This window comes from Mesorhizobium sp., assembly GCF_024509055.1.
In the GTDB taxonomy this organism is placed as follows: domain Bacteria; phylum Pseudomonadota; class Alphaproteobacteria; order Rhizobiales; family Rhizobiaceae; genus Mesorhizobium.
Genome location: NZ_JANINM010000375.1, coordinates 1 through 25,117, shown reverse-complemented (window position 1 = coordinate 25,117; position 25,117 = coordinate 1). Strand labels below are relative to the sequence as shown.

The following is a 25,117-nucleotide window of genomic DNA, read 5'->3' as shown; positions in this document are numbered from 1 at the left end:
CGGCGCGAGTAAAAATAGTCCTCGTAGCTGGTGTAATCGAGCATCGAATCCGGAAACAGCAGCGCGCACATCAGGAACAGCGTGATGGCGTAGAAGATGATGAAAAGGTATTTGCCGAAGGTCCATGACTCGATGGCGTAGAGCCCGAACTCCCACCACCAGAAATGCACCATCATCAAGAGCAGCGAGCCCACCCAGGCGAGATGCACCCCATAGAGCCGGTACTGGCCGGGATGCTGGATAAGGCGGGCGACGCCCGAAAGCAGCCGGGTGACGCCGAGGCCGATCACCATGCCCATGACGATGCGGATGTGAGGGAAGATGTCGTGGGGGGAAGCGATTTCGGTGGCCATGGTCTGTTCTGCGCTGGCAGTTACTGCCTCAATCGTACCAGAACCAAAGCTTCCGGTGGTCGGAGGGGACCTCGATCCTTTCCGCAGGAAGATGGTCTACATCTCCCTCCCAGGTCTCGTCAGGCTCAAAACCAGAAGGGAGCCAGTTGAGCACTTCGCCTTCTTCGGCACGTGTCACGACAACGACCTTATCCGAGAACGGCCATTCCCCGGTGTCACATTGAGTAATCGCCACCCTGACGTCGCTAACCTCGGGCCGGTCTCGTATCGACTTGAACACCGCCAGGATCATTGCGTTGTCGGGAGCGACGTGACTATTGCACAAGAGGCCAGCTTCTCCGTCGGCTCCGTCGAAATACTGCTCCAGCGTAACCAGCGGCATAACAACCGGAGCAACGCCGCCATTATACTTTTCCAACTCGCCCATCCTCGCGATGAGAGCCGCTTTCTTCTGCTCGTCCATGGCCGATCACCCACTTGTTGTTGGCCACGACCCTAAAACAGAAAATACCTCTGCGCCATCGGCAAGACCGTCGCCGGTTCGCAAGTCAACAGCTCGCCGTCGGCGCGCACCTCGTAGGTTTCAGGATCGACCTCGACATGCGGCGTGGCATCGTTGAGCACCATCGAATGCTTGCCGATGCCGCCGCGCGTGTTCTCAACCGCGACCATCGCCTTTTCCACGCCAAGCCTGCCTTGCAGGCCGGCATCGAAGGCGGCTCTCGAAACGAAGGTCACCGAGGAATTGGTTCGCGCCTTGCCGTAGGCGCCGAACATCGGCCGGTAATGCATCGGCTGCGGTGTGGGGATCGAGGCGTTGGGATCGCCCATCGGAGCAGCGGCGATCATGCCGCCGACCAGCACCATCTCGGGCTTCACCCCGAAGAAGGCCGGATTCCACAACACGAGATCGGCACGTTTGCCCACCGTGATGGAGCCGATCTCCTTCGACAGCCCGTGCGCGATCGCCGGGTTGATCGTGTATTTGGCGATGTAGCGGCGGACGCGGAAATTGTCGTTGCCGCGGGTCTCCTGCGGCAGCGCGCCGCGCTGGCGCTTCATCTTGTCGGCGGTCTGCCAGCAGCGGATCGCCACCTCGCCGACGCGGCCCATGGCCTGGCTGTCCGACGAGATGATCGAAAAGGCGCCGATGTCGTGCAGGATGTCTTCCGCCGCGATGGTCTCCTTGCGGATGCGGCTTTCGGCAAAGGCGATGTCCTCGGGGATCGAGGGCGACAGATGATGGCAGACCATCAGCATGTCGAGATGCTCGGCCAAGGTGTTCACGGTGTAAGGCCTGGTCGGATTGGTCGATGATGGGATGACGTTTGGCAGTCCGCAGACCTTGATGATGTCGGGCGCATGGCCGCCGCCGGCGCCCTCGGTGTGAAAGGCGTGGATGGTGCGACCCTTGATCGCCGCCACCGTGTCCTCGACAAAGCCCGATTCGTTCAGCGTGTCGGTGTGGATCATCACCTGCACATCGTGATCGTCGGCGACCGACAGGCAGCAGTCGATGGCGGCGGGAGTCGTGCCCCAGTCCTCATGCAGCTTCAGAGAGCAGGCGCCGGCCAGCACCATCTCTTCCAGCGCCGCCGGCCGTGATGCGTTGCCCTTGCCGGACAGGCCGATGTTCATCGGGAAAGCGTCGAAGGACTGGATCATGCGCGCCATGTGCCAGGGACCAGGCGTGCACGTGGTGGCCAAGGTGCCATGCGCCGGGCCGGTGCCGCCGCCGAGCATGGTGGTGATGCCGCTCATCAGCGCTTCCTCGATCTGCTGCGGGCAGATGAAATGGATATGTGCGTCGAAGCCGCCGGCGGTGAGGATTTTTCCTTCTCCGGCAATGATCTCCGTGCCCGGACCGATGATGATGGTGACGCCATCCTGCGTGTCTGGATTGCCGGCCTTGCCGATTGCGGCAATGCGGCCATCCTTCAGCCCGATATCGGCCTTTACGATGCCGGTGAGCGCGTCGACGACCAACGCGTTGGTGATCACCGTGTCGACCGCGCCTTCAGCACGCGCGACCTGACTCTGGCCCATCCCGTCGCGGATGACCTTGCCGCCGCCGAATTTCACTTCCTCGCCATGGACGGTGAAATCCTTTTCGACCTCGATGAACAGCTCGGTGTCGGCGAGCCGCACTTTGTCGCCAACCGTCGGGCCGTACATGCGCGCATAGGCGGCACGGGTTAATCTGGCCATCAGCAATTGCTCCCGAAGGTAACGTTGATTGAGGTCCGGCAGCACATTGTCGCCATCCAATGGTCACGCAATGACCCGCTCGCCGACACTTTGAGCGCCCATTTGGACGTTCCCCTCGGGCGGCTGAGGCGGGTGGGGTCACTCCCAAGCCGATGGAAGGAACATCCATGCGCAAGACGATATTCTTGGCGGCCGCCGCCACCCTGATGCTGGCGGGCGCCGCCAGTGCCCAACAGCAGCCGACGCCGCAGCCCAGCCCGGCCCCGGCCGCGCCCGCCGCGAAGGCCCAGCCCGGCGTGCCGGCAATCCAGAGCGTCAACGTCGTCGACATCACCGAACTGCCCAAAGACACGCAGACGCAGGTCAACCAGATCGTGGCGCAGCGCGGCGATGCCGGCTTGCAGACGTTGCGCAAATCGATCGATGCCACCCCAAAGGTGAAGTCCGCGCTGCAAGCCAAGGGGATGAGCTCGGCGCAGGTGATCGCCGCGAGCATGCAGCCGAACGGCGCGCTGACGCTGATCACGAAAAAGGCTAGCTGACCCGGAAAAGCCCCGCTGGCGGGCCGGTATCAGGCCCGTCAGCGAGGGAACTTCCCGAGGGGCAGATTCGTTTCGCCTTTTTCGCCCCGCCAAAAGTTCAGTCAGGAGCGAGCGATGCCGACCGCCCCGCGCCTCACGAAATGGACCAAGGCCTTGGCCCTGGCCTCGTGCCTTGCCGCAACAGCGCCCAATCCTGCGCTCTCCGCGCAGCCGTTGGACAATGGCAGGCCGGCCGCGCCGATCGTCGATTCGGTCATCCGGCAGGAAGAAGTACTGTCGAAGACGGAAGCCGGAAAGGTCATCACGGCCATCGATCGCACTCGCGAAAACATCGGCACGGTGCGCAAGACGACCAAGCTCGACACGGTCGACATCGTCTTCCTGACGGACGCCGCGCGTAGCGAAGGCGGCCCGCCGCCGTCCATCGAAAACAAGGTGAAGCAACACAAGGACGATGTCACGGAACTGCGCCAGGAGATCGAAGCAAACGCGCTGCTCTTCAACGTCATCGACTCGCGGCGCGTGCTTGCCGAGGACGTGCTTGCGGTGGAGTTCAACAACCCCGGCAAGATGGTCATCTATGCCGCGGCCAAGCCTCCGAAGTGATTTGACCGAGCCGGCCGGTCTCACAGCTTGCCCATCACCTTCTGCTGGAACCCGTAGACTTCGCGCTTGCCGCCGAGCGGCACCAAAGTGACGTCGCGCTCCTGCCCCGGTTCGAAGCGCATGGCGGTGCCGGCGGGAATGTCCAGCCGCATGCCTCGTGCTCGCTCGCGATCGAATTTCAGCCCTTCGTTGGTCTCGAAGAAATGATAGTGGCTGCCAACCTGGATCGGCCGGTCGCCGCTGTTGGCGACCTTCAGCGTCAGCGTCGGCAGGCCCTCGTTCAGCTCGATGTCGCCGTCGGCCGTGATGACTTCGCCGGGGATCATCGCGCCCTCACAAAACGCCGAAGGCAAGACCGGCGCCGACCGCCGCGCACGCGGCACCGGCAGCGCGGGTGAGTCCGCGGAACCGCAGCCCAAGCCCGAGGCCGCCCGCGATGCCGAGGGAATGAAGAAGTGCCGTGGCGACGGAAAAGCCGGCCATGTATTCCAGGCCACCGGCGTTCTCAGGCACTTCGGTGCCATGCGCGTGGCCGTGGAACAGGGCGAACAAGCCGATGATGGCGACGCCCGCCGAGACCGGAAGGTCGACCGCCAGCGCGACGAGCAGTCCAAGCGCCACGACAGAAGCGAGAATGCCGGGCTCGACGAAAGGCAGCGGCACATGCAGCATGCCGAGCGCGCCGCCGACCAGCATGACGCCGACGAAGGCCAGCGGCCATGCCCACACCGCCCTGCCGCCTTTCATGGCCGCCCACAGGCCGATGGCGATCATCACAGTCATATGGTCGAGGCCGGAAAGCGGGTGGGCGAAACCGGCGGCGAAGGACGAAGTCGTGCCTACACCGACATGGGCGTAAGCCGGCATCACGGCGGCAAACAGCAGGATGGCGGCGAGCGTAGTGCGTTTGGTCGAAGCGGAAATCATCGGTCTGCCTTCCAATTCGAGAGGATCATGCGGCCTTGCGCGGGCCACAACCTTCGGCCTTCAACACGCGCTTGGTCGAGGGTGGATACTTTTTCAGCATCGCGGCCGGACGAATCGGCCGCGACGCGAAATTGCCGCCGCAATTCGGGCAGACGCCGCCCAGCACGTTTTCCACGCAATCGGCGCAGAAGGTGCACTCGAAGGTGCAGATCAGCGCGTCGGCCGCCTCCGGTGGCAGACCCTTGTCGCAGCATTCGCAGTTTGGCCTCAGCTCCAGCATCGATCTCTCCTCACCTGATCGGCTCGTGCACGGTCACCAGCTTGGTGCCGTCGGGAAACGTCGCCTCGACCTGGACGTCGTGGATCATCTCGGCAATGCCGTCCATGACCTGCTCGCGGGTGACGACATGAGCGCCGGCTTCCATGAGCTCGGCGACGGGCCTGCCATCACGGGCGCCCTCGACGACGAAATCGGTGATCAACGCGATCGCCTCGGGATGGTTTAGCTTGACGCCGCGCTCAAGCCGCTTGCGCGCCACGATCGCCGCCATGGCGATCAGCAGCTTGTCCTTTTCACGCGGCGTCAGGTTCATGCGTCGTCCCGGTGTTCGAGATCAGAGTGACCATAATTTGGGCAGGCCGGCCCGCCCGTTGAGCAGTTCGACCAACGGAACCAGTCGCTTGCGGAGCTGATAGCCGTCGCCGGCGACGAGCCTCGCAAGAAGCTTGCCAGATTGGCCGACCTTCCAGAAGCTGGCGCCGCCTCCGCCAGCGATCACGGGGTCGCCGACGATCGCGCGAGCAGGTTCCAGCAGCGTCTCGGCGCGCGGCGATACGAGGAGCAGCGTGGCGATTGCACAGGCGTCGCCGGCTGCCGCCGGGCGCTGGAGCTGCGCCGCGATATCCGGACCGATGCGGAAATCCTCGGCATGGATGAGCCTGCCGTCCTGGCGCACCCGCCAGCGATCGTGAAAACTGCCATGCACGGTCCGTTCGCCCATCGCCAGCCGGCCGAACAGGGTGGCTTCCAGCAGGAGCGCCTCAGCACCCTCGGCAAGCTCCACATCCAGGTTGCGGGCAAAGGCCGAGCGGTCGAAGACGATGGTTTCCTGCGGCAGCCAGGCCAGCCGACCGCCGGCGCCGACCCTCAAGTCCACTTTCGTCTCGGCGCGATCGGACGCGGCGCGATAAACCTTCTCGCAAGCCTGGGTGGTGATGGAGACGGAAGCGCCCTCGCCCACCTCTGTGGCCCAGCCAAGCCGGTCGCCGCCGGTCAGCCCGCCGGCGGTGTTGATCAGCACGGCCTCGAGCGGATCGCCCTGCACCGTGGGCATGCGGATCTTCGCGGATCCGTCCTGATAAAGGCGCTGAAGACGCGTCCGGCCAGCCCGCTTGCCGCAGAAAAGCCTGGCTCGCCCGGCAACACGTTGCGCGGCGGGCGGGGAGACCAATGTGTCGCCGATCATGTCCACGGCGCCAACGTTAAGCACTCCGGCGGCTTTGTCGATATATAGCTTGTTGCTTGACATCGTTTTGGTTTCTATAGAGGGAAGCCATCTTGGAATGGTCGCGCGATGCCTGATGGGGTAAAGGCGACGACGTTTTGTGACTCCGGGGACAAAGGGGCGCTGATCAGTTGGCGTCGGGAAACGACAGGGGAAGGGAACCGAATGGCTGACCAGCTGACGACCGAAATCATCGAGAAGATCAAGGCCCACGCGGAAACCGGTGGCGAGGAAATCACTCCCAGCACCGATCTCAGCACGCTCGGCATCCATTCGCTGGAGCTGACCGAGATCATCTTCGACCTCGAGGAGAAGTACGGCATCGAGATCGAGATGAACACGGTCGACGCCTGGAGCAACCTCAAGAACGTCGGCGACATGGTCGAGGCGGTTCGCGCGCTGATTGCGAAAAAAGCCTGACTGAATGCTGAAACGCGTCGTCATCACCGGCATTGGCGGGATATGCGGGCTCGGCAACGATGTGCCGTCGATGTGGGACGCCATGCGCTCAGGGCGTTCGGCGATCGGCACGATCGAAAACCCCTCGCTGCATGACCTGAAGGTCAAGGTCGGCTGCGAAATCAAGCAGCTGCCCGAGCACGGCATCGACCGCAGACAGACCGTCTCGATGGACCGCTTCAGCCTGCTGGCCGTGATTGCCGCGCGCGAAGCCATGGCCCAGGCAGGTCTGGCGGCGCATGCCGACAACACCTACCGGATGGGCGCCATCGTCGGCATCGGCGTCGCTGGTTTCGAGACCATCGAGGAAAATTACCGCGCGATCCTGGTGGAAGGGCGCAACCGCGCCGCCATCTTCACCGTGCCTAAGGTGATGCCGGGGGCCGCGGCCGGCCAGGTCAGCATGAATCTCGGCCTGCGCGGACCGGTGTTCGGCGTTACCTCGGCCTGCTCGTCGGCGAATCACGCCATTGCATCGGCCGTCGACCAGATCAGGCTCGGCCGCGCCGACGTCATGCTCGCCGGCGGCACCGAGGCGCCGCTTGTTTGGGGCGTGCTCAAGGGCTGGGAGGCGCTGCGGGTGCTTTCGCCCGACACCTGCCGGCCGTTCTCGGCCGACCGCCAGGGCCTGTCGATCGGCGAAGGCGCCGGCATGGCAGTGCTGGAAAGCTACGACCATGCCATGGCGCGCGGCGCCACCATCCTTGCCGAGATCGCCGGCGCCGGGCTTTCCGCCGACGCCTCCGACATCGTTGCTCCGACGGTCGAGGGACCGGAAGCGGCGATGCGCTTCTGCCTGGTCGACGCCGGGCTCAATCCGGAAGACGTCGACTATCTCAACGCACACGGCACCGGCACCAAGGCCAACGACCAGATCGAAACGGCGGCGATCAAGCGCGTCTTCGGCGAGCATGCGCGCTCGCTCTCGGTCTCCTCGACCAAGTCGATGCATGCGCACTGCCTCGGCGCCTCGGGCGGGCTGGAGATGATCGCCTGCGTGATGGCGATCCGCGAGGGCATCGTGCCGCCGACGGCCAATTTCCGCGAGCCCGACCCCGATTGCGATCTCGACGTGACGCCGAACGTGGCGCGCGAGCGCAAGGTGCGCGTCGCGATCAGCAATGGCTTCGCTTTCGGCGGCACCAATGCGGTGCTGGCGTTCAAGGCGATCTGATCGCGACGTACCGCCGGTTCCGCAAACGACCCCGTTGCCTGGCATATTGATCCCGGGCGGCAGGATCCTAGTTTCTTGGACTACCCCGCCAAGCGCCCGCCCCAAGAAATCCACACCCCGGAGTCTCAGATGACCGACCTGTCCGCCTTTCCGATCGCCAAGCGCTGGCCGGCCAGGCATCCCGAGCGCCTGCAGCTCTATTCCACGCCGACGCCCAACGGCGTGAAGATCTCGATCGCGCTGGAGGAAATCGGACTGGCTTATGAGCCGCACTATGTCGATATCGGCAAGAACGAGAGCTGGACGCCCGAATTCCTGTCACTGAACCCCAACGGCAAAATTCCAGCGATCATCGATCCGGATGGTCCCGGCGGCAAGCCGATCGGATTGTTCGAATCCGGCGCCATCCTGCTCTATCTAAGCGACAAGACCGGCAAGCTCATCCCTTCCGATCCGATCCGGCGCTACGAGACGATCCAGTGGGTTTTCTTCCAGATGGCCTTCATCGGCCCGATGTTCGGGCAGGTGGGTTTCTTCAACAAATTCGCGGGGCGTGAGATCGCCGACAAGCGGCCGCTGGAGCGCTACCGCGACGAGTCTAAGCGTCTGCTCGGCGTGCTGGAGACGCGGCTCAAGGGCCGGCAATGGGTCATGGGCGACGATTATTCGATCGCCGATGTTTCCATGCTCGGTTGGGTGCGCAACCTGATCGGCTTCTACGAGGCACGCGAACTCGTGGGCTTCGACGATTTCCGAAGCGTGGCCGCCTGGCTGGAACGCGGCTTGGCGCGACCGGCCGTGCAGAAGGGCCTTACAATCCCCGCGAAGGGTTGATCGGCAGCCTTATTTCGTCTTGGCCTTGGCCTTGCCGCCCCGACCGAGCACGGAAGCGGCAAGCCGGGCGGTGGCCACCACCGCGCCGGTTGCAACGCTTGCCACGGTGCGGATCGGGCCTGACTTTCCGGCCGCCGGCTTGTGGGCCTTGGCGGGTTTCGCGGAGACCTTGTGCACGGCGCCTGGCACGACCTTCCTGGGCGCGGCCTTGCCGAAGGAAGGCTTGACATCCTTCGGTGCCGAATCGACAGGGGCTTTCGGTTGCATCGCCCTGCTTCTGGGCGTGGTTTTCTTGGTCCTGGTTGCCATCGGACGGTTCCTGCTGCTTGTTTTTCACGCAATTCCAGCCGGAAAACCGTTACCGGCTCTCCTTGGAATCGCTCCGTCGCCGGACTGTTTCGCAATAGGGGCATAACGGGACGAAATCCTTAAGGTTCCGACCCGAAAATATTGAAAATTGAGCAGGTTAACCAATCACCAGATCGGCCGCCCTGCGGCGCGCCAGCACACGCTCGATGTTCGGCATGTCGTTGGAGGCGATCCAGGCGCGGGCATCCTCGTCGGACTTGCCGTGACCGCGCCAGCGCTCCATCAGGCGGCGCTCGAGTTCGTTGCGCGGCACGTCGACATAAATAGTGAAATCGAACAGCGGGGCGAGCCGCGACCATGGTTCCTCGTCGAGCAGCAGATAGTTGCCCTCGACCAGGATGAACTTGGTGTCGGCGCCGACGATCTCGGCGGCGGCGCGCGACAATTCCATGCTGCGGTCGAACACCGGAATGGCGATGTCAGGCTCGCCGGAGCGGATGCGCTTCAGAAGCGTCTCGAAGCCAGCGAAGTCGAAGGTTTCCGGCGCGCCCTTGCGGGCACGCATGCCGCGGCGATTCAGAATGCTGTCGTCAAAATGGAAGCCGTCCATCGGCACGACCTCGGACGTGCCCTCGGGCAGCAATTCGTGCAGCGACGCCGAAATCGTCGACTTGCCGGCGCCCGGCGGGCCGGCGATGGCGACGATGAAGCGCTTGGCCTTGCCGGCACGCTTGAAGATGGCGGCGGTGATATGGGCGATCTCGGACATCGGCGGCCTTCCGGGTAATGTTTCGGCCGCATCTTGGCGGCAGTCGGCGGAAATTTCAAACCCGGATCGGCCGTGGTCCTAGGCAGGAACGGCGCGGCCTACGCGCAGGAACTCGCCGTCGAAGGGCACGTCCCTGGCGGCGCCATCGGCGGCGAGGATGCGCATGCGGTCGCGAACGGTTTCGATCCCGGTCGGCGCCTCCGAATCGGTGAAAGGAACAGCGCCGATGACGTGGCGGAACGAGAACGACCGCCCTTCGGCAAGCGCAAAGGCCGTCGCCACGCCTTCGTGCTTCAACCAGTTGTCGCCTAGCGAGGCGGCATGGCCGACCGCGGTGCGGCCGTCCTCGATGCCGAGCACGCCGACATGGCGGCCGTTCCAAGGGGCATAGTCGCGCCCGCCATTGGAGAACCACAGCATCGTCACCGGCAGCTCAGCCGGATTTTTCAGCACCAGCACCAGATCCTGCTCGGCGTGGCGGGCGACCGCCGTCCAGCCGGGGCCGCCGTGGTCGGCCTCGACCAGTGTGATGAAATCCTCGCGCTTGTCCTCCATGCGGTAATCGGTGAGATCGGTCGTGCCGCCGGCGGCGAGCGGAAAATGCGCAAGGTCGGCGGCGCGAGCCGGATAGGCGAGCCGGAAACGGCCGCGCGCCGGGTCGGGCTCGAGGGGAGTGGCCGGGGTGACCGCCGCGCGCTTCGGCGAGAAGGCCAGCCGTCCACCGTCGCGCATCACCGTCATCGGATGATGCGCGACGGAAATGGCGCCGGCGCCGCCGGAAAAGACATGCTCCTGGTAGAGGAAAGGATGGCCGTCGCGCAGGGTGAAGACCTTGTCGACCGCCGCGCCCATGACCTTGCGGCGTAGCCGGAAGACGGCGCGCCAGCCGCCGGCGATCGCGCCGTTCTCAGTCGCATCCCACCCACTGTTGGCCGGCCAGCCATGCAGGGGCGCGGCCTCGACATCGCTGGTGGAGAAGGGCGCGCAGAGGAAATCGCCCGACAGGCGCACGGTGCCTTCTGGCAGGTTTTCCGGCAGCGCCTGGCGCGGCGAGCCGACCCAGGGCGCGCGATGCAGCGGCGTCAAGCGGCGGCCGTCGGCCTCCACCTCCATGGCGGCGATGTGGCCGACCGCGAGATCCAGCGACACCGAGATACCCTTTGCGCCGATCGTGACCGTGTCCATCATTCCACCCCGAATCTGTTGCAAGGCGCCAGAAAAGCCTGCCCGACCTTGGAAAGGCAAGCACGGCGGCAGGCATTTTGCATCAACCGCCCAATCGTGCGCCGAGGATGGTAGACGTGTGCTGAAACCTGGGCAAATGCCTCTATCCGGCCGTTAACCAAATGGACGCAGCGGGTGCGTTAGGCTAGCGTCGCCTCGTCTCAGCAACAGCTTAAGAACCGTCTTGTCCTATCTGCGTCCCTTGCCCGCCCTCCAGAAACTGATCGCGGCGTTTGCCTTTCTGGTGCTGGTGGCCGGCTGCACCACGGCCGCACCGCCGGAGAGCGTGCTCAACGTGCCGGCGCCTGCGCAGCGATACGCGGCGATCGTGATCGACGCATCGACCGGCAAGACGCTGTTCGAGGTGAATTCGACGGCGCAGCGCTATCCGGCGTCGCTCACCAAGATGATGACGCTCTACATGCTGTTCGAGGCGATGCAGAGCGGCCGGGTGACCAAGGAAACGCAGATCCCGGTCTCCGAACACGCCGCCTCGCAGCCGCCGACCAAGCTGCGCTTCCGGCGCGGCGAGACGATCGACGTCGATTCCGCGATCCGCGCCATGGTGGTGAAGTCGGCCAACGACGTGGCGGTGGCGGTGGGCGAATATCTGGGCGGCGGCAGTGAAGACCAGTTCGCCGCGATGATGACCGCCAAGGCCAGGCAGCTCGGCATGACCGGCACCAGTTTCCGCAACGCCTGCGGGCTGCCCGACGACGGCCAGGTGACGACGGCGCGCGACATGGCGGTGCTGGGGCTGGCGCTCGAGCGCCGCTTCCCGCAGCATTTCCACTATTTTTCCGAAAGCGACTTCATGTTCCGCGGCAGGCTCGTGCGCGGCCACAACGACATGCTCGGCCGGGTGCACGGCGTCGACGGCATCAAGACCGGCTATATCCGCGCCTCCGGCTACAACATCGTCACCTCCTACAATGCCGACGGGCGGCACCTCATCGTGGTGGTGATGGGCGCCGAAAGCGCGCGCCGGCGCAACGACCATGTCGAGGCGCTGATCCAGCGCAGCCTGCAGCCCGCCAGCGCCGACGCCAAGACCAAGCTGATGTTCGCCGGGGAGCAGCAGGCCGGTTCGCCACTTCCCGGACTGTCGCAGCCCGGCTTGCCCGCGCCCGGATCGCCGGCGCCAAGTTCCTCGCTGCCGGGTTTGCCGGCCTCCGATCTGCCGTCGCCGGATTTGGCCTCGCCGAGCTCGCCGCTGCTGCCGCCGCAATAGGTGACCGCCAGGACTGTAGCCGCACGGCGCAGCCCGATCGCCTAAGCGTTTCATGTGACTGCTCCCGCCCTCGAAGGTGGCGCTATCTTGCCTCGAGCCAAAGACGATCGCTGGCTCACTTGACGTTTCGTCTATCGCTGGTACGCTATTAGCGAATTTAATTCGTAAATACGGAACAACGATGACCGAGATAGAAGCCGACACCGTGGACTGGGCCGCAGCGCGCAAGGAGATGGAGCGCTGGTACTGGTGGGGTATTCCAACCTTCTTCCGCGCGCCCTGGAACGAGGAGCCGGGAGCCGGTGAGATCGCCGTGCTCGGCGTTCCGCATTCCTCGGGCAATGGCTCGACCGAGCGCGACCAGCATCTTGGCCCACGTGCCGTACGCCATGTCTCGGCGCTCTACCGGCGCGGCCATGGCCGCTTCGGTTTCGTGCCATGGGATGTCTGCAAGGTCGTCGACGCCGGCGACGTGCCGCTGCCGGAAGCGATGGTGAACGACACCAGCGTGCGCCATATCGAACTCTACGCGAAGCGTTTCGCCAAGGCCGGCAGCCGCCTTGTGTCTATCGGCGGCGACCACTCGATCACCGGGCCGCTGCTCAAGGCAGTGGCCGGACCGGGGTCGAACATGACCGACGGAAAGCCGGTTGCGCTCGTGCATTTCGATTCGCACACCGACAGCTACCATCACCTGCCGCACTGGCTGGGCAACCGTCGCTCAGCGGCGCATTGGAGCAGCTACACCGCCACCGAGGGCCACGTCGATCCGACGCGCTCCTCGCAGATCGGCATCCGTCCGAATGTCGGGACGCCAGGCTCGCGCAACACCAGCGAGGAACTCGGCTACCGCGTCATCGGCATGGACGAGATCGAGCGTGACGGCTGGGAGAAGGTGGCAAGCCAGGTGCGCGAACGCGTCGGCGACGCGCCGGTCTACATAACTTTCGATCTCGACGTGCTCGATCCCGCCGACGCGCCGGGCGTGTCCAACATCGAGCCGGGCTATCCCGGCCTCAGGATCGGCGACGCGGTGCGCATCCTGCAGAGCCTGCGCGGCCTCAACATCGTCGGCGGCGACATCGTGTGCCTGATGCCAACCAAGGACAGCCCCAACCAGATCACCGCCATGAACGCCATGGTCGTCGCCTTCGAGATGATCTGCCTGATGGCCGATCGGATGCGGGCCGACAAGCCCGCGCGGTGAGGCTGCGCGCCGCTGGCCGCCGCCCGCCCTGTTCAACGTGGCGGCGGCGTCAGCACGAACAGTGCCCTGGCCGGCTCGCTCGCGGACGCGTTGGCGAAAGTGTGCGGGCGGCGCGGATCGAAGGCGATCGCATCGCCGACTCCGAGTTCATGGGTAGTGTCCTCGACGACGATCCGTATCGCGCCGTCGAGGACGAAGACGAACTCTTCCTCGCAGCCCAGCGTGTAGAGTTTTTCGCCGCCGGTGCCGCCGGGCGCGATGTCGGAATAGATGACCTGGAGCCGCTTCGCCTCGGCCGGCGAAATCAGGTAGTCCGAAACGCCGGTGCCGCCGAACCGGATGGGAGGCCGGTCGTCGCTGCGCACCACGCCCGAGCGGGCCGGCGTGAACAGATCGCCGACGGGAAGCGCCAGGACCTCGCAAAGGCGCACCAGGGAGGCGACCGAAGGCGAGGTCTTGTCGCGCTCGATGTCGCTCAGAAAACTCTTGGTGAGGTCGGCGGCGCTGGCGACTTCGTCCAGCGTCATGTCGAGGTCGCGGCGCCGCGCGCGCAGCAGCCTGCCGATGTTGGGGGCGCCGCGCTTGGCTGTTGGAGAGTCTGACACGAACGCTTCCTCCGATTCGAGTTCGTACAGGCACTATGCCACAGCTTTAGCCGGCAAGGCTTGTCCGAGATTGTTCTGTTACAGCGAATTATGTTGACTATTTAAGAACTTTAAGCAAGCCTGATACGGGGCCGCAAAGAGCCCGAAACCCAGAGGTGAACCATGTCAAGAAAGCTGATCTGCCTTTCCATACTCCTTGCCGCGACGCCGGTCGTCGCGACGCCCGCCATGGCCGACGGCGCGCCTAGCTTCGTTTCCGGCGGGAAGCTGCAGGCCTGCGTCGACCCGACCTTTCCGCCGATGGAATTCGTCAAGACGCCGGGCGAGCCGCCCGTCGGCATCGACATCGACGTCATCAAGGCGCTCGCCGCGCACTGGAAGGTCGAGGCCAACATCACGGCGATGGACTTCAACGGCCTGCTGCCGGGGCTGGAATCCAAGCGCTGCGACATCGTCATCAGCGGCGCGCTGCTCAAGCCCGAACGCCTCGAGAAATTCAGCGGCGTGCCTTACCTCAAGACCGGCGTCGTCATGATCGGCAAGGCCGGCGACGACACGGCCTACAAAAGCTACGAAGACTTTTCCGGCAAGGTGGTCGCGGTCCAGAGCGGCACCTCCTACATCGACCTGCTGAACAAGGTGAACGACGAGCTCGCCAAGGCAGGCCACGACAAGATCACGCTGCAGACCTATCCCAAGCAGACCGACGCCATCCAGCAGGTGATGATCGGGCGCGCCACCGGCACGATCAGCCAGGACACCGAGTTCGCCTATCGCGATCTCCAGCAGCCGGGCGAACTGAAGATCCTCTATGCCGCCGGCGCCGCCGACCAATACGCAGCCTATTTCCGCAAGGACGATGCCGACCAGGCGGCGGTCGCCGGCGCGGTCAAGGCGCTGATGGCCGACGGCACGATGAAGACCATCGCCGAGCAATGGAAGCTGCCGTTGTCGACGGTGACCGGCGTCGGCGAATAGAGCCGGGCGAGCGCTGCGGTGAGTTTCGATACCGGCCTTTTCTGGTCAACGCTGTTTTCCGCGACCTTCTTCAAGGCGGCGCTGGTGGCGCTCGCGCTGACGGTCATTTCCCATGCGGCGGCGATCTTGCTGTCGCTGCCGCTGGCCCTGGCGCTGGACGGCAAGCGATGGTGGCTGCGCTGGGCAGCGACGGCGTATGTGGGCCTGTTTCGCGCCTTGCCGGCGCTGCTCCTGCTGCTGTTCGTGTGGAACGGCCTGCCGCAGATATCACCGGTCTTCCGCGAAGCCTGGTTCTCGCCTTTCGTGGCCGCGTTCCTGGCGCTGACGCTGAACGAGGCGGCCTATCAGGTCGAGATCAACCGCGCGGCGCTCTCCGCGGTCGACAGCGGACAATATCAGGCGGGCGCGGCGCTCGGGCTGCGCAAGCCGCACGTCTTCTTCCTCATCGCGGTGCCGCAGGCGCTGCGCGTCGCGCTGCCGCCGACGGTCAACGAATTCATTAGCCTGTTGAAGACCACTTCGCTGGCATCGGTGATCTCGCTGACCGAACTGATGGCGGTGACCCAGCAGAGCGTCGCCTCGACATTCCGCTACGCGGAGTTCTATTCCGTCGCCTCCATCTATTATCTCGCTATGGTCTACACGCTGATGCTGCTGCAGAAGCGCTTCGAACGGCGCTTCGCCTGGGCGAAGCCGCGTGGCGCCGGCAATGCGCCGCACGGCTGACCAGGCGCGGGCGCGATCAGGAAAATCAAAAAGTACCCGAGGAGCGAGACGGTGAGCGACCCATCCAGCAATCATTTGCCCAGAACGGCCGACGTCGTGATCATCGGCGGCGGCGTGGCCGGCTGCTCGATCGCCTATCACCTGACCAAGCTCGGCATCACCGATGTGGTTCTGTGCGAGCGCAAGCAACTGACCTGCGGCACCACATGGCACGCGGCGGGCCTCGTCACGCAGCTGCGCGCCACGCGGCAGATGACGGAACTGGCCAAGTATACGGGCGAATTGTTCGCCAGCCTGGAGGAGGAGACTGGGCAGGCGACCGGCTTCTTGCGGCGCGGCTCGCTGCGTGTCGCCCGCACCGAGGCGCGGCTGGAGGAACTGGCGCGCGGCGCCTCTATGGGCCGCAATTTCGGCCTGCCGGTGGAGAAGGTCAGCCCCGGCGAGATCAAGGAGCGCTGGTCGCCGATCGATCTCGACGGCATCGTCGGTGGCTTCTGGTTCCCGCATGACGGGCAGGTGAACCCGGCCGACGTGACCATGGCCTATGCCAAGGGCGCGCGCATGCGCGGCGGCAGGATTTTCGAGAATACGAAGGTGGACAGGATCCTGGTCGAGAACGGGTGCGCCGTCGGCGTCGTCACCGACCAGGGCGAGATCCGCGCATCCCGGGTGGTGGTCTGCGGTGGCATGTGGTCGCGCGATCTCGCCGCCACGGCGGGCGTGACGCTGCCGCTGCACGCGGCCGAGCATTTCTACATCGTCACCGAGACGATCCCCGAGCTGCCGCGCAACCTGCCGGTGCTGTTCATGGGCGACGAGTGCGCCTACTACAAGGAAGACGCCGGCAAGCTTTTGCTCGGCTGCTTCGAGCCCAACGCCAAGCCGTGGGGCCACAACGGCATCCCGCAGGATTTCTGCTTCGATTCGCTGCCGGAGGATTTCGAGCATTTCGAGCCGATCCTGGAAATGGCGACGAAGCGCGTGCCGCTGCTGGCCGAGGCCGGCATCAAGCTGTTCTTCAACGGCCCGGAGAGCTTCACGCCCGACGACCGCTACCTGATCGGCGAGACCTCCGAGGTGGCCGGGCTGTTCTGCGCCTGCGGCTTCAACTCGATCGGCATCCTGTCGTCGGGCGGCGTCGGCAAGGCGCTGTCAGAATGGATCCGCGACGGCCGCCCGCCTGTCGACCTCGCCGATGTCGACGTGCGCCGCACCGTCTCCTTCCAGTCCAACAAGCGCTATCTCTACGACCGCACCACCGAGACGCTCGGGCTGTTGTTCGACATGCACTGGCCCTACCGCCAGTTCGCCACGGCGCGCGGCATCAGGCGCAGCCCCTTCCATGACCGGCTGCTCGCCGAAGGCGCCTTCATGACCGAGGCCGCCGGCTTCGAGCGCCCGGGCTTTTTCGCCGGGCACGGCGTGACACCCGAGATAGAATATTCCTACGGACGCCAGAACTGGTTCGACCTCACCGGCGCCGAGTGCCGCAACACCGCGCAGAACGTGACGCTGTTCGACCATTCCTGCTTCGTCAAATACGAGGTCGAGGGGCGCGACGCGCTGAAGGCGCTGAACCGCATCTGCGCCAACAACATCGACGTGCCGGTCGGCCGCGTCGTCTACACGCAGTGGCTGAACGAGCTTGGCGGCATCGAGGCCGACGTTACGGTGACCAGGCTTTCGGAAACCAGCTTCATGGTGGTGACCATAGCGGTGTCGCAGCGGCGCGACCTGACCTGGCTGACCAGGCATATCCCTAAGGACGCGCATGTGTTCGTGCGCGACATCACGTCTGGCCTGCCGATGCTGGCGCTGATGGGGCCGAAGTCACGCGACCTGCTGCGGGCCGTTTCGCCCGACGATTTCTCCGACGCCGGCTTCCCGTTCGGCGCCAGCCGCGAGATCGACCTCGGCTATGCCCGTGCGCGCGCGAGCCGCCTGACCTTCGTGGGCGAGCTCGGCTACGAGCTCTACATGCCAGCGGAGTTCGCCGCCCATGCCTTCGACCGTCTCGTCGAGGCGGGCGCCGCCTTCGGGCTCGCCCATGGCGGCTATTTCGCCATCAACTCGCTGCGCATGGAGAAGGGCTACCGCCATTGGGGCCACGACATCGGCGAGGAGGATTCACCGCTGCAGGGCGGGCTCGGCTTCGCGGTCGCCTTCGACAAGGCGGGCGGCTTCATCGGGCGCGAGGCGTTGCTGCGCCAGAAGGAGGCCGGCCCGATACGCCGCCGGCTGGTGCAATTGCGGCTGGAAGATGAAGCAGCGCCCCTGCTCTACCACCACGAACCCGTGTGGCGCGACGGGCGCATCATCGGCTCGGTGACCTCCGGCGCCTACGGACATCGCGTCGGCGCCTCGCTCGGCATGGCCTATGTCGAATGCGCCGACGGCGTCACCGACGAGTATCTGGCCTCGATGCCGCTGGAGGTCGAGATCGCCTGGAAGCGCTATCCGGCGCGGGCGCAGCTCAGGCCATGTTACGACCCGAAAGGCGCTCGGCTGAAGGGCTAGGCGAAGGCGGCGAGCGTCAGCGGGACAGCGCCCCCCTCTGTCCTGCCGAAACCGATTACCGCACCACCAGGACCGGAATCTCGGTCAGCGACAGCACTTCCGCCGTCTGGCTGCCAAGCAGCAGGCGGCCGAGGCCGCGGCGGCCGTGGGAGGCCATGACGATGAGGTCGCAGGCATCGGTGCGGGCGACGTCGAGGATCGCCTCGGCGGGCGTGCGGTTCTCAATGTGCATGCCCTTCGAGCGCAGGCCGGCCTCGTCGGCCGAGGCCTTGCACTTCTCCAGCACGTCGCGGGCGTACTGGCGGGCGTTTTCCTCGTAATTGGCCAGTTCGTCGCCGGCCACGTAGCCGGACATGGCGCCGCCCCAGGCCAGGATCGGGAACGGCTCCGAGACGTTGACGAAGGTGACGGCGGCGCCGAGGCCCTTGGCTAGCGCCAGGCCGTGGGCGACGCCCTTCTGGGAGAGTTCCGAACCATCGGTGGCGATGAGAAGATGTTTGTACATGGTTGCGATCCCTCTATGCGCGGAGCGCGACGCGCCCCTCAGGTGGCGGGAGCCCGGCCGGCTCTTCCAGGCGGCGGGCCTCACTTCGATATAGTTTGCCTAGCAGGCCTGCCACAGGGCTACCTTGATCCAGATCAAGGCCAGCCGGGTGGAGACGATTGCGCCAGCACGGGATGGGCGAACAGGCGCCGGCCTCACATCAAGGGCCACCATCACAAAAGCTGCACAGAAACGTGAAATAGGCGGTGACGGTAGATAAGTCGCGCCGGCTTAGCATATCGTGTGTGAAAGCCGAGAACAGGAGCACTGAGCATGGCCAGCGACCCCAAGGCATCCGCGCAGAAGAAAGCAGACAACCAGAACGCCAGTGGCGGCGAGTATCTCGAAGCGCCGACCACGCCGGACGAACTGCATGGGGTTTCGGACGAACATCTCGAGACGCCGGAAGTGCCGGATTCAGAGCCGCATGTGCCCGGCACCGGGCGGGTCAAGGCGAAGAAGAAGCCGTCGGCGATCAGCGGCAAGAAATTCCGCAAGCGCGACCTGGTGCGCATCGACGACCTGCGGCCAAGCCTCGCCGACCGCATCCGCGCAGACCATCCCGAGCTGCCGCCCGGCGCCCGCATCAGCCGCGAGGAGCTCGGCCGCTACCGGATGCGCTACACGGAAGAGCTGCTGCAGCAGGAACACGGCGAATTCACCGAGCTCGACCGCCAGGTGGTGGAATCGATCGCGAGGCAAGACACGATCTCGGAAAACTCGGAAGAGGAGTTCGAGGAGCACCGCTCCTTCGCCGACCGCGTTTCCGACAACATGGCCGAGTTCGGCGGCAGCTGGTGGTTCCTGATCTCCTTCGCGGCGATCCTGCTGATCTGGATCGGGCTCAACCTCATCCAGGGCGAATCGAAAGCCTTCGACCCCTACCCGTTCATCCTGCTCAACCTCGTGCTGTCCTGCATCGCCGCCGTGCAGGCGCCGGTGATCATGATGAGCCAGAAGCGGCAGGAAGCCAAAGACCGCCTGCGCTCCTTCAACGACTACCGGGTGAACCTGAAGGCCGAGCTGGAAGTGCGGCACCTGCACGAAAAGCTCGACTACCTCATCTCGCGCCAATGGCAGCGCCTGGCCGAAATGCAGCAGATGCAGCTCGACGCCATGCACGAGCTGACGCCGAAGAAGCAGAAGCGAGCGCCAAGGGCGGTGCGGCGCAAGACCGCGAAGGTAGAGGTGGAGGGTTAAGCCAGGAGTTCCTCGCCCCACAAAGTGGGGAGAGGTGGCTCGGCGAAGCCGAGACGGAGAGGGGATGCGCCATCTCCGATAGCCTGTCGCTCAGACGATCAACCCATCCGACCGCCGCACAATCGCCAATTGACCGTTGAAGCCCGCGCGCGGTTCCGCTAAGAAGCCGTGGCTGGCCGGTTCACCGGTCGGTTCGTTTTCCGGTTACCCGGGAAGCACCCGTAGCTCAGCTGGATAGAGCGCTGCCCTCCGAAGGCAGAGGTCACAAGTTCGAATCTTGTCGGGTGCGCCAACTCTATCCCAGATACGACCTCCCCGCCTCTCCCAACTTTACAGCCGCCGCATCCAACTCCGCCACTTCATGCCCGCTGAACCCCAGCACGAATCCCTCCGCCTCCGGCTTCCCCACGCAAGTCTCCGACAGCAGCCAAGCCTGCACCCCCGCGCGCTCCCGGATGACGGCGGCCGCGTCCGGCGGGAGGCCTGCCGGCAGCAGCGCCAGGAGGTGCAGGCCTTGCTCCGGCTTCACCACGCTCAGCGCCCCACCAGCCGAAGCTTCCAGCGCCGACACCACCACGTCTCGCGCGGCGCGGTAGCGGCGGCGCATGCGGCGGATGTGGTCGGCCAGGAAGCCGCTTGCCATCAGCTCGGCGACGGCGCCGGCGATGATGCCGGGCGGGAAACGGTCGTGGCCGGCGCGGGCCGCGATGACGGCGTCGACGGCGGCGGGCGGCACGACCATGTAGGCGAGGCGCAGGCCGGCGCCGAGGATTTTTGAGAAGGTGCCGAAATAGATGACGCGGTCGCCGCCGCCGATGCCGGCCAGCGCCGTCAGCGGCGGGCCGGCATAGCGGAACTCGCTGTCGTAATCGTCCTCCAGCAGCCAGGCGCCCGAGGCGCGCGCCCATTCGACCAAGGCGGTGCGCCGAGCCATCGTCATCGTCACACCTGTCGGGAACTGGTGCGAGGGCGTGACATAGGCGGCCCTAGCGACGGCGGCGGTTGCCAGGCCTGCGCCCATGTCGAGACCCTCGGAGTCGACCGGGACGGGAACGATGGTCATGCCGGCCAGGGCCAGGGTTCTTCGGGAGACAGGATAGCCGGGCTCCTCCATCCACACCGTATCGCCGGGGCTTAGCAGCGCCTCGGCGCAAAGCCTCAGCCCCTGCTGCGTGCCGCTGATGACGAAGACGCAATCCGGGTCGCAGACGAAGCCGCGGCTGGTGGCCAGATAACGCGCCACCTGCTCGCGAAGCGCCTTGTTGCCGCGTGGATCGCCATAGCCGAATTCGATGTCGTCGGCCCGCATGATGCGCCGGCGCGTGACGGCGGCCAGCCGCCGCAGCAATTGCGGGTCGGCATAGGTCTTGCCGAGCGCGAAGGGCCCGGCGGGCAGCGGCCTGACGGTTTCGGGCACGCTCTTTGCCGGCTCAGGACGGCGCGCCGGCGCCGGAAGCAGCGCGACGAAGGTGCCGGAGCCGATGCGCGCCTCCGCCAGGCCGTCGCTCTGCAGATGCTCGTAGGCGATGACCACCGCGTTGCGCTTGACGCGGAACTGCCTGGCCAGAGCGCGCGTGGAGGGAAGGCGCAAGCCGGCAGCCAGCCGGCCCTCCAGGATGGCGGCGCGCAGAGCCGCATGGACCTGAAGCGCCTGGTTGCCCCGCGAACGGTCGAGTTCAAGGGGGATGTCGAGCACGGCTTCGCGCCGCTTGGAAGTGGTTGGCATGCTTCGCTCGAAAGTGGACCTAGAACCGACCACTTTATCCGTGGTGTGAACTGGGCTCAACTTCGGAGAACGACATGCCAAACGACAGCCCGGCCGCCTCTTATAGCGTGGATGAGATCAACCGCGTGAAGCGGCGCCACGATCGCGGTTTCTACGATCAGGCCACCGTGCATGCGCTGCTGGATTCGGCGGCGCTGTGCCACGTCTCCTATGTGATCGACGGGCAGCCCTATTGCACGCCGACGCTCTACTGGCGCGAGGGGACGCGGCTCTACTGGCACGGCAGCAGCGCCAGCCGCATGCTGCGCAACCTTTCGACCGGCGAGCCGGCCTGCCTGACGGTGACGCATCTGGACAGTCTGGTGCTCGCCCGCTGCGGCTTCAATCACTCGGCGGATTACCGGTCGGTCATGGCGTTCGGGAAGGCCAGGCTGGTGAGCGACCAGGAAGAGAAGGAGCGCGCGCTGGTGATGATGGTCGACCGCCTGTTCCCCGGCCGGACGGGACAGCTCAGGCCAACCGCGAAGCAGGAGATCAAGGCAAGCGCGGTGATCAGCATGGAGATCGAACGGGCCTCGGCAAAAGTGCGCGCCAAGGGCGTCGCCGACGACGAGGAAGACTACGAATTGCCGATCTATGCCGAGCGCCTGCCGGTCTACACCGTGCTCGGCGCGCCCGAACCCTGCCCGCGCCTTCTTGCCGGCGTCGAGCGGCCGGCCAACCTCGCGGGATACCGAGAGGGGCGCAAGCTCGATGACGCGCTGCGCGAGGCCTATGACATGGCCTATCTCGAACCGGCCGAGTGACCTTCGCGGGGTCGGCATGCGCCCGGCCCGCTGCCCTCGCCCTAAGCGTTTCGCGACTTGCCGCGAGACGCTTTTTTCGTCTTCGCGCGTCGGTGGCAGCAGCGGCTTGACTCTATCATCAGTCTGCACTTATCATAAGTCATGACTGTTGATAGTGCCCAGCTTACCGCTCTTGGCGACACAACCCGCAGGCAGATCTTCGAGCTGATCGCGGAGCGTCCACGCTCGGTGGCGGAGATCACGCGGCAAGTGAGCGTGTCGCAGTCGGCGGTGTCGCAGCACCTCAAGGTGCTGCGGGATTCGCGGCTGGTCCGCGCCGAGCCGAAGGGCGCCAGCAACGTCTACCACATCGACCCGCACGGGCTTGGCCAGATGCGCGCCTGGCTCGACCGGTTCTGGAGCATGACGCTCGCGGCCTACAAGCTGGCCGTCGAGACCCCACCAGAGGAGTCACCATGAACACGAAAATCCCCATTGCGTCGGTGAAGCAGTCCGTCGTGGTCGAGGCGCCCATCGAGCGCGCGTTCAAGGTCTTCACGCAGGATTTCGGCGGCTTCAAACCCGCCGAGCACAACCTGCTTGCCGTGCAGATCGCCGAGACGGTGTTCGAGCCCCGGGTCGGCGGCCATATCTACGACCGCGGCGTCGACGGCAGCGAGTGCCGCTGGGCGCGCGTGCTGGCCTATGAGCCGCCGCATCGCGTGCTGCTCAGCTGGGACATCAGCCCGCAATGGCGCATCGAGACCGATCCAGCAAAAACCAGCGAATGGGAAGTGCGCTTCACCGCCGAAAGTGCGCAGCGCACCCGTGTCGAGATCGAGCACCGCAACCTGGAACGCCACGGCCAGGGCTGGGAAGGCGTGCGCGACGGTGTCGACGGCGATCAGGGCTGGCCGCTCTATCTGCAGCGCTATGCCGATCTGGTTGCGGGCGGCGCCTGAGGGAGCGCTGGCGGGTGATCGCATAGGGCGCTCGCCCCTCAACCCAACGTCTCGCGGATCGCCGCCGCCAACCTGTCCACCCCGTCTCGGGTCTGCGCCGCATCGCAGGCGGCGTAGCCCAGCACCAGCCCCTGGGTGGGCACGGTGTTCTGGAAATATTTCGACAGCGGCGAGACGTTGATCGCCCTCTTTGCGGCGGCCTGGCTGACCGCGATGTCGTCGATGCCGGGCCTCAGATAGCCCACCACCTGGATGCCGGCTTCGGCGGGCGAAAGCGTGATCTCGTCGCCCAGCCGCTCGGCGACGATGTCGCGAAACAGCTGGCGGCGCTGGGCGTAGATGCGGCGCATCCGCTTCAAATGCCGGCTCATATGGCCTTCGGTGATGAAGTCGGCGAGCGCGGCCTGCAGCAAGAGCGGCGCGAACTGGCCGGTGGTGGAGAGCGCGTTGACGATACGCCCCGCCAGCTCCGGCGGCAGCACCATGAAGCCGATGCGCAGCGCGGGAAACAGGAGCTTGGCGAAGGTGCCGACATAGATGACGCGGCCGGAGCGATCCATGCTCTGGATCGCCGGCACAGGCCTGCCCTGGAAACGGTACTCGCCGTCGAAATCATCCTCGATCACCCAGCTGTTGGAGGTCTCGGCGATGTCGAGCAGGCGCAGCCGCTCCTCCATGCGCATGGTGATGCCCAGCGGATGCTGGCAGGCCGGCGTCACGTAAATCAGGCGCGGCGAGAAGTCGGGAGCATCGAGCCGCCAGCCGCGCTCCTGGTCGACAGGGATGGGCAGGATTTTCGCGCCCGCCACGGTGAAGGCGGCCTTGGCGCCGTAATAGCCGGGTTCCTCCATCCACACCGTGTCGCCGGGGTCGAGCAGCAGGCGGGCAAGAAGATCGAAGGCGGCCTGCGCGCCGGTGGTGACGACGATCTGCTCCGGCCGGCAGCGCACGCCGCGCGCCGAGAACAGATAGCCGGCGATCGCCTCCTTCAGCGCCGGGTGGCCGGTCACGTCATAAGTGCCGAACAGCGTTTCGCCGCCATGGCTGGCGCGGCGCGCGACCAGCCGGCCCCAGACGCCGAAGGGAAAGCTCGCCGCGTCCGGCATGCCGGGGTGGAAGGCGACGTGCCCCGGCCTGCCGTGGTGGCATGGCTGGCCGAGCAGTTCCTCGCCACGTCGGGATGGGGCACGCAGCGGCATGGGCTCGGCCTCGGCCGGCGTTTCGCGCGGGCCGTCGGGCAGGTCGACAATGACCGGGCGGGCGCCCTGGCGGTTGGCGAGATAGCCTTCGGTTACCAATTGGTCGTAGGCCGAAACGATGGTGTTGCGGCCAAGGCCAAGCTCGACGGCCAAGGCACGGGTGGAAGGGAGCTCCGAACCCGGAGGCAGCGCGCGACCGCGGATGATGGCGACGAGGCCGTGATAGAGCTGGCGGGAGAGATGCTCGGGGCTGGCGCGGTCCACGGCGAGCATGTCGAGCGGGAAGGTCTGGGGTTTGGGGTGGAGAGGGCGCATGGGCTAGCTCGCGCCCGGGATGGTGCGCAATTTTGTGCCAAGCGCGCCGGCTTTGAAGGTCGAGTTCCTTCGCACCCCCCTCTGTCCTGCCGGACATCTCCCTCTCAAGGGGGGAGATTGGCGGCTTCCCCGACCGCGCTCAATTCTGCGAGGTTCGTGATTGGCGAAAGCCGACGCGCTAGCGATCTCCCCCCTCGTGGGGGAGATGCCCA

28 protein-coding genes, 1 tRNA gene and 1 pseudogene are annotated in these 25,117 nt (G+C 65.6%); 15 read left to right on the top strand and 15 right to left on the bottom strand.

Going from position 1 to position 25,117, the window contains the following annotated elements; translation table 11 throughout:
• The 3 genes and pseudogenes from Q0L57_RS17495 to ureC form a co-directional block, all read right to left on the bottom strand.
• Positions 1-353: pseudogene (locus tag Q0L57_RS17495) on the bottom strand (hypothetical protein); the annotation flags it as partial.
• A 28-nt stretch (positions 354-381) separates the two neighbouring features.
• Positions 382-816, bottom strand: a complete 435-nt coding sequence (locus Q0L57_RS17490) for a hypothetical protein (RefSeq protein WP_296744407.1) — start codon at positions 814-816, stop codon at positions 382-384.
• A 32-nt stretch (positions 817-848) separates the two neighbouring features.
• Complete coding sequence (gene ureC, locus Q0L57_RS17485) at positions 849-2,564, bottom strand: urease subunit alpha (protein ID WP_296744410.1); 1,716 nt, start codon at positions 2,562-2,564, stop codon at positions 849-851.
• A gap of 164 nt (positions 2,565-2,728) precedes the next feature.
• Here ureC and Q0L57_RS17480 point away from each other — a divergent pair, with 164 nt between their 5' ends.
• On the top strand, positions 2,729-3,103 hold the full coding sequence (locus Q0L57_RS17480; protein WP_296744406.1) for a hypothetical protein: 375 nt from the start codon (positions 2,729-2,731) through the stop codon (positions 3,101-3,103).
• A 114-nt stretch (positions 3,104-3,217) separates the two neighbouring features.
• Positions 3,218-3,709 carry a hypothetical protein gene (locus tag Q0L57_RS17475; protein WP_296744405.1) on the top strand — a complete coding sequence of 164 codons (492 nt, stop codon included), beginning with the start codon at positions 3,218-3,220 and terminating at the stop codon, positions 3,707-3,709.
• Between the two features lie 20 nt (positions 3,710-3,729).
• Here the strand turns inward: Q0L57_RS17475 and Q0L57_RS17470 are convergent, their stop codons facing one another.
• Genes Q0L57_RS17470 through Q0L57_RS17450 form a run of 5 tightly spaced genes read right to left on the bottom strand, consistent with a single transcriptional unit; the run spans position 3,730 to position 6,108 of the window.
• Positions 3,730-4,035, bottom strand: a complete 306-nt coding sequence (locus tag Q0L57_RS17470; protein ID WP_296744404.1) for an urease subunit beta — start codon at positions 4,033-4,035, stop codon at positions 3,730-3,732.
• A 7-nt stretch (positions 4,036-4,042) separates the two neighbouring features.
• A complete protein-coding gene (locus Q0L57_RS17465) occupies positions 4,043-4,636 on the bottom strand; it encodes a HupE/UreJ family protein (RefSeq protein WP_296744403.1) in 594 nt (197 codons plus the stop codon).
• Positions 4,637-4,661: 25 nt separating this feature from the next.
• A complete protein-coding gene (locus Q0L57_RS17460; RefSeq protein ID WP_296744402.1) occupies positions 4,662-4,916 on the bottom strand; it encodes a DUF1272 domain-containing protein in 255 nt (84 codons plus the stop codon).
• A 10-nt stretch (positions 4,917-4,926) separates the two neighbouring features.
• Positions 4,927-5,229, bottom strand: coding sequence for an urease subunit gamma (locus tag Q0L57_RS17455; protein ID WP_296744401.1), 303 nt, complete (start codon positions 5,227-5,229; stop codon positions 4,927-4,929).
• 21 nt (positions 5,230-5,250) lie between these two features.
• Positions 5,251-6,108: an urease accessory protein UreD gene (locus Q0L57_RS17450; RefSeq protein ID WP_296744409.1), complete on the bottom strand. Its 858-nt coding sequence runs from the start codon at positions 6,106-6,108 to the stop codon at positions 5,251-5,253.
• A 198-nt stretch (positions 6,109-6,306) separates the two neighbouring features.
• On the opposite strand from Q0L57_RS17450, the gene Q0L57_RS17445 reads away from it, so the two are divergent.
• The 3 genes from Q0L57_RS17445 (at position 6,307) to Q0L57_RS17435 (ending at position 8,608) form a co-directional block, all read left to right on the top strand.
• Positions 6,307-6,561, top strand: coding sequence for an acyl carrier protein (locus Q0L57_RS17445; protein ID WP_296744400.1), 255 nt, complete (start codon positions 6,307-6,309; stop codon positions 6,559-6,561).
• Positions 6,562-6,565: 4 nt separating this feature from the next.
• A complete protein-coding gene (locus Q0L57_RS17440) occupies positions 6,566-7,774 on the top strand; it encodes a beta-ketoacyl synthase (RefSeq protein WP_296744399.1) in 1,209 nt (402 codons plus the stop codon).
• Between the two features lie 129 nt (positions 7,775-7,903).
• On the top strand, positions 7,904-8,608 hold the full coding sequence (locus tag Q0L57_RS17435) for a glutathione S-transferase N-terminal domain-containing protein (protein ID WP_296744398.1): 705 nt from the start codon (positions 7,904-7,906) through the stop codon (positions 8,606-8,608).
• Positions 8,609-8,617: 9 nt separating this feature from the next.
• On the opposite strand, the gene Q0L57_RS17430 is transcribed toward Q0L57_RS17435, so the two are convergent.
• The 3 genes from Q0L57_RS17430 to Q0L57_RS17420 all read right to left on the bottom strand — a co-directional run bounded on the left by Q0L57_RS17430 (position 8,618) and on the right by Q0L57_RS17420 (position 10,871).
• On the bottom strand, positions 8,618-8,917 hold the full coding sequence (locus tag Q0L57_RS17430) for a hypothetical protein (protein WP_296744397.1): 300 nt from the start codon (positions 8,915-8,917) through the stop codon (positions 8,618-8,620).
• A 157-nt stretch (positions 8,918-9,074) separates the two neighbouring features.
• Positions 9,075-9,686: a nucleoside/nucleotide kinase family protein gene (locus Q0L57_RS17425; protein ID WP_296744396.1), complete on the bottom strand. Its 612-nt coding sequence runs from the start codon at positions 9,684-9,686 to the stop codon at positions 9,075-9,077.
• 78 nt (positions 9,687-9,764) lie between these two features.
• The gene (locus Q0L57_RS17420) at positions 9,765-10,871 is read right to left on the bottom strand and encodes a hypothetical protein (RefSeq protein ID WP_296744408.1); all 1,107 of its coding nucleotides are present in this window, start codon (positions 10,869-10,871) and stop codon (positions 9,765-9,767) included.
• A 223-nt stretch (positions 10,872-11,094) separates the two neighbouring features.
• Between Q0L57_RS17420 and Q0L57_RS17415 the strand changes: the two genes are divergently transcribed.
• Together Q0L57_RS17415 and Q0L57_RS17410 are read left to right on the top strand one after the other, a co-directional pair.
• Positions 11,095-12,141: a D-alanyl-D-alanine carboxypeptidase family protein gene (locus Q0L57_RS17415; protein ID WP_296744395.1), complete on the top strand. Its 1,047-nt coding sequence runs from the start codon at positions 11,095-11,097 to the stop codon at positions 12,139-12,141.
• 181 nt (positions 12,142-12,322) lie between these two features.
• Complete coding sequence (locus tag Q0L57_RS17410) at positions 12,323-13,348, top strand: arginase family protein (RefSeq protein ID WP_296744394.1); 1,026 nt, start codon at positions 12,323-12,325, stop codon at positions 13,346-13,348.
• Positions 13,349-13,380: 32 nt separating this feature from the next.
• Here the strand turns inward: Q0L57_RS17410 and Q0L57_RS17405 are convergent, their stop codons facing one another.
• Complete coding sequence (locus tag Q0L57_RS17405; RefSeq protein ID WP_296744393.1) at positions 13,381-13,953, bottom strand: helix-turn-helix domain-containing protein; 573 nt, start codon at positions 13,951-13,953, stop codon at positions 13,381-13,383.
• A 162-nt stretch (positions 13,954-14,115) separates the two neighbouring features.
• On the opposite strand from Q0L57_RS17405, the gene Q0L57_RS17400 reads away from it, so the two are divergent.
• From Q0L57_RS17400 to Q0L57_RS17390, 3 genes are read left to right on the top strand one after another with little or no spacing between them, the layout of a single operon-like run.
• The gene (locus Q0L57_RS17400; protein WP_296744392.1) at positions 14,116-14,931 is read left to right on the top strand and encodes a transporter substrate-binding domain-containing protein; all 816 of its coding nucleotides are present in this window, start codon (positions 14,116-14,118) and stop codon (positions 14,929-14,931) included.
• Between the two features lie 18 nt (positions 14,932-14,949).
• Positions 14,950-15,657: an amino acid ABC transporter permease gene (locus Q0L57_RS17395; protein WP_296744391.1), complete on the top strand. Its 708-nt coding sequence runs from the start codon at positions 14,950-14,952 to the stop codon at positions 15,655-15,657.
• Positions 15,658-15,708: 51 nt separating this feature from the next.
• Positions 15,709-18,174, top strand: coding sequence for an FAD-dependent oxidoreductase (locus tag Q0L57_RS17390; RefSeq protein WP_296744390.1), 2,466 nt, complete (start codon positions 15,709-15,711; stop codon positions 18,172-18,174).
• Between the two features lie 55 nt (positions 18,175-18,229).
• Here the strand turns inward: Q0L57_RS17390 and Q0L57_RS17385 are convergent, their stop codons facing one another.
• The gene (locus tag Q0L57_RS17385) at positions 18,230-18,679 is read right to left on the bottom strand and encodes a universal stress protein (protein WP_296744389.1); all 450 of its coding nucleotides are present in this window, start codon (positions 18,677-18,679) and stop codon (positions 18,230-18,232) included.
• A gap of 312 nt (positions 18,680-18,991) precedes the next feature.
• On the opposite strand from Q0L57_RS17385, the gene Q0L57_RS17380 reads away from it, so the two are divergent.
• Together Q0L57_RS17380 and Q0L57_RS17375 are read left to right on the top strand one after the other, a co-directional pair.
• Entirely contained in the window at positions 18,992-19,918 is a 927-nt protein-coding gene (locus tag Q0L57_RS17380) for a DUF1003 domain-containing protein (RefSeq protein WP_296744388.1), read from the top strand.
• A 215-nt stretch (positions 19,919-20,133) separates the two neighbouring features.
• Positions 20,134-20,210 (top strand) — tRNA-Arg (locus tag Q0L57_RS17375).
• A 3-nt stretch (positions 20,211-20,213) separates the two neighbouring features.
• On the opposite strand, the gene Q0L57_RS17370 is transcribed toward Q0L57_RS17375, so the two are convergent.
• A complete protein-coding gene (locus tag Q0L57_RS17370; RefSeq protein WP_296744387.1) occupies positions 20,214-21,644 on the bottom strand; it encodes a PLP-dependent aminotransferase family protein in 1,431 nt (476 codons plus the stop codon).
• A gap of 74 nt (positions 21,645-21,718) precedes the next feature.
• Between Q0L57_RS17370 and Q0L57_RS17365 the strand changes: the two genes are divergently transcribed.
• The 3 genes from Q0L57_RS17365 (at position 21,719) to Q0L57_RS17355 (ending at position 23,391) form a co-directional block, all read left to right on the top strand.
• Positions 21,719-22,450: a pyridoxamine 5'-phosphate oxidase family protein gene (locus Q0L57_RS17365; protein ID WP_296744386.1), complete on the top strand. Its 732-nt coding sequence runs from the start codon at positions 21,719-21,721 to the stop codon at positions 22,448-22,450.
• A gap of 141 nt (positions 22,451-22,591) precedes the next feature.
• A complete protein-coding gene (locus Q0L57_RS17360; protein ID WP_296744385.1) occupies positions 22,592-22,909 on the top strand; it encodes a metalloregulator ArsR/SmtB family transcription factor in 318 nt (105 codons plus the stop codon).
• A complete protein-coding gene (locus Q0L57_RS17355) occupies positions 22,906-23,391 on the top strand; it encodes an SRPBCC family protein (protein ID WP_296744384.1) in 486 nt (161 codons plus the stop codon). The genes Q0L57_RS17360 and Q0L57_RS17355 overlap by 4 nt, the downstream gene beginning before the upstream one ends.
• Before the next feature lie 38 nt (positions 23,392-23,429).
• On the opposite strand, the gene Q0L57_RS17350 is transcribed toward Q0L57_RS17355, so the two are convergent.
• Positions 23,430-24,905, bottom strand: coding sequence for a PLP-dependent aminotransferase family protein (locus Q0L57_RS17350; protein WP_296744383.1), 1,476 nt, complete (start codon positions 24,903-24,905; stop codon positions 23,430-23,432).
• Between the last annotated feature and the right edge of the window lie 212 nt (positions 24,906-25,117).

What these genes read in the sequence shown, in the direction of transcription:
- Q0L57_RS17400 (WP_296744392.1), top strand. Translation starts at nt 14,116, where the DNA reads ATGTCAAGAAAGCTGATCTGCCTTTCCATACTCCTTGCCGCGACGCCG.
- Q0L57_RS17380 (WP_296744388.1), top strand. Translation starts at nt 18,992, where the DNA reads ATGGCCAGCGACCCCAAGGCATCCGCGCAGAAGAAAGCAGACAACCAG.
- Q0L57_RS17470 (WP_296744404.1), bottom strand. Translation starts at nt 4,035, where the DNA reads ATGATCCCCGGCGAAGTCATCACGGCCGACGGCGACATCGAGCTGAAC.
- Q0L57_RS17475 (WP_296744405.1), top strand. Translation starts at nt 3,218, where the DNA reads ATGCCGACCGCCCCGCGCCTCACGAAATGGACCAAGGCCTTGGCCCTG.
- Q0L57_RS17425 (WP_296744396.1), bottom strand. Translation starts at nt 9,686, where the DNA reads ATGTCCGAGATCGCCCATATCACCGCCGCCATCTTCAAGCGTGCCGGC.
- Q0L57_RS17410 (WP_296744394.1), top strand. Translation starts at nt 12,323, where the DNA reads ATGACCGAGATAGAAGCCGACACCGTGGACTGGGCCGCAGCGCGCAAG.
- Q0L57_RS17350 (WP_296744383.1), bottom strand. Translation starts at nt 24,905, where the DNA reads ATGCGCCCTCTCCACCCCAAACCCCAGACCTTCCCGCTCGACATGCTC.
- Q0L57_RS17445 (WP_296744400.1), top strand. Translation starts at nt 6,307, where the DNA reads ATGGCTGACCAGCTGACGACCGAAATCATCGAGAAGATCAAGGCCCAC.
- Q0L57_RS17465 (WP_296744403.1), bottom strand. Translation starts at nt 4,636, where the DNA reads ATGATTTCCGCTTCGACCAAACGCACTACGCTCGCCGCCATCCTGCTG.
- Q0L57_RS17490 (WP_296744407.1), bottom strand. Translation starts at nt 816, where the DNA reads ATGGACGAGCAGAAGAAAGCGGCTCTCATCGCGAGGATGGGCGAGTTG.
- Q0L57_RS17360 (WP_296744385.1), top strand. Translation starts at nt 22,592, where the DNA reads ATGACTGTTGATAGTGCCCAGCTTACCGCTCTTGGCGACACAACCCGC.
- Q0L57_RS17420 (WP_296744408.1), bottom strand. Translation starts at nt 10,871, where the DNA reads ATGGACACGGTCACGATCGGCGCAAAGGGTATCTCGGTGTCGCTGGAT.
- Q0L57_RS17435 (WP_296744398.1), top strand. Translation starts at nt 7,904, where the DNA reads ATGACCGACCTGTCCGCCTTTCCGATCGCCAAGCGCTGGCCGGCCAGG.
- Q0L57_RS17460 (WP_296744402.1), bottom strand. Translation starts at nt 4,916, where the DNA reads ATGCTGGAGCTGAGGCCAAACTGCGAATGCTGCGACAAGGGTCTGCCA.
- Q0L57_RS17385 (WP_296744389.1), bottom strand. Translation starts at nt 18,679, where the DNA reads ATGTACAAACATCTTCTCATCGCCACCGATGGTTCGGAACTCTCCCAG.
- Q0L57_RS17355 (WP_296744384.1), top strand. Translation starts at nt 22,906, where the DNA reads ATGAACACGAAAATCCCCATTGCGTCGGTGAAGCAGTCCGTCGTGGTC.
- Q0L57_RS17480 (WP_296744406.1), top strand. Translation starts at nt 2,729, where the DNA reads ATGCGCAAGACGATATTCTTGGCGGCCGCCGCCACCCTGATGCTGGCG.
- Q0L57_RS17455 (WP_296744401.1), bottom strand. Translation starts at nt 5,229, where the DNA reads ATGAACCTGACGCCGCGTGAAAAGGACAAGCTGCTGATCGCCATGGCG.
- Q0L57_RS17370 (WP_296744387.1), bottom strand. Translation starts at nt 21,644, where the DNA reads ATGCCAACCACTTCCAAGCGGCGCGAAGCCGTGCTCGACATCCCCCTT.
- Q0L57_RS17365 (WP_296744386.1), top strand. Translation starts at nt 21,719, where the DNA reads ATGCCAAACGACAGCCCGGCCGCCTCTTATAGCGTGGATGAGATCAAC.
- Q0L57_RS17440 (WP_296744399.1), top strand. Translation starts at nt 6,566, where the DNA reads ATGCTGAAACGCGTCGTCATCACCGGCATTGGCGGGATATGCGGGCTC.
- Q0L57_RS17430 (WP_296744397.1), bottom strand. Translation starts at nt 8,917, where the DNA reads ATGGCAACCAGGACCAAGAAAACCACGCCCAGAAGCAGGGCGATGCAA.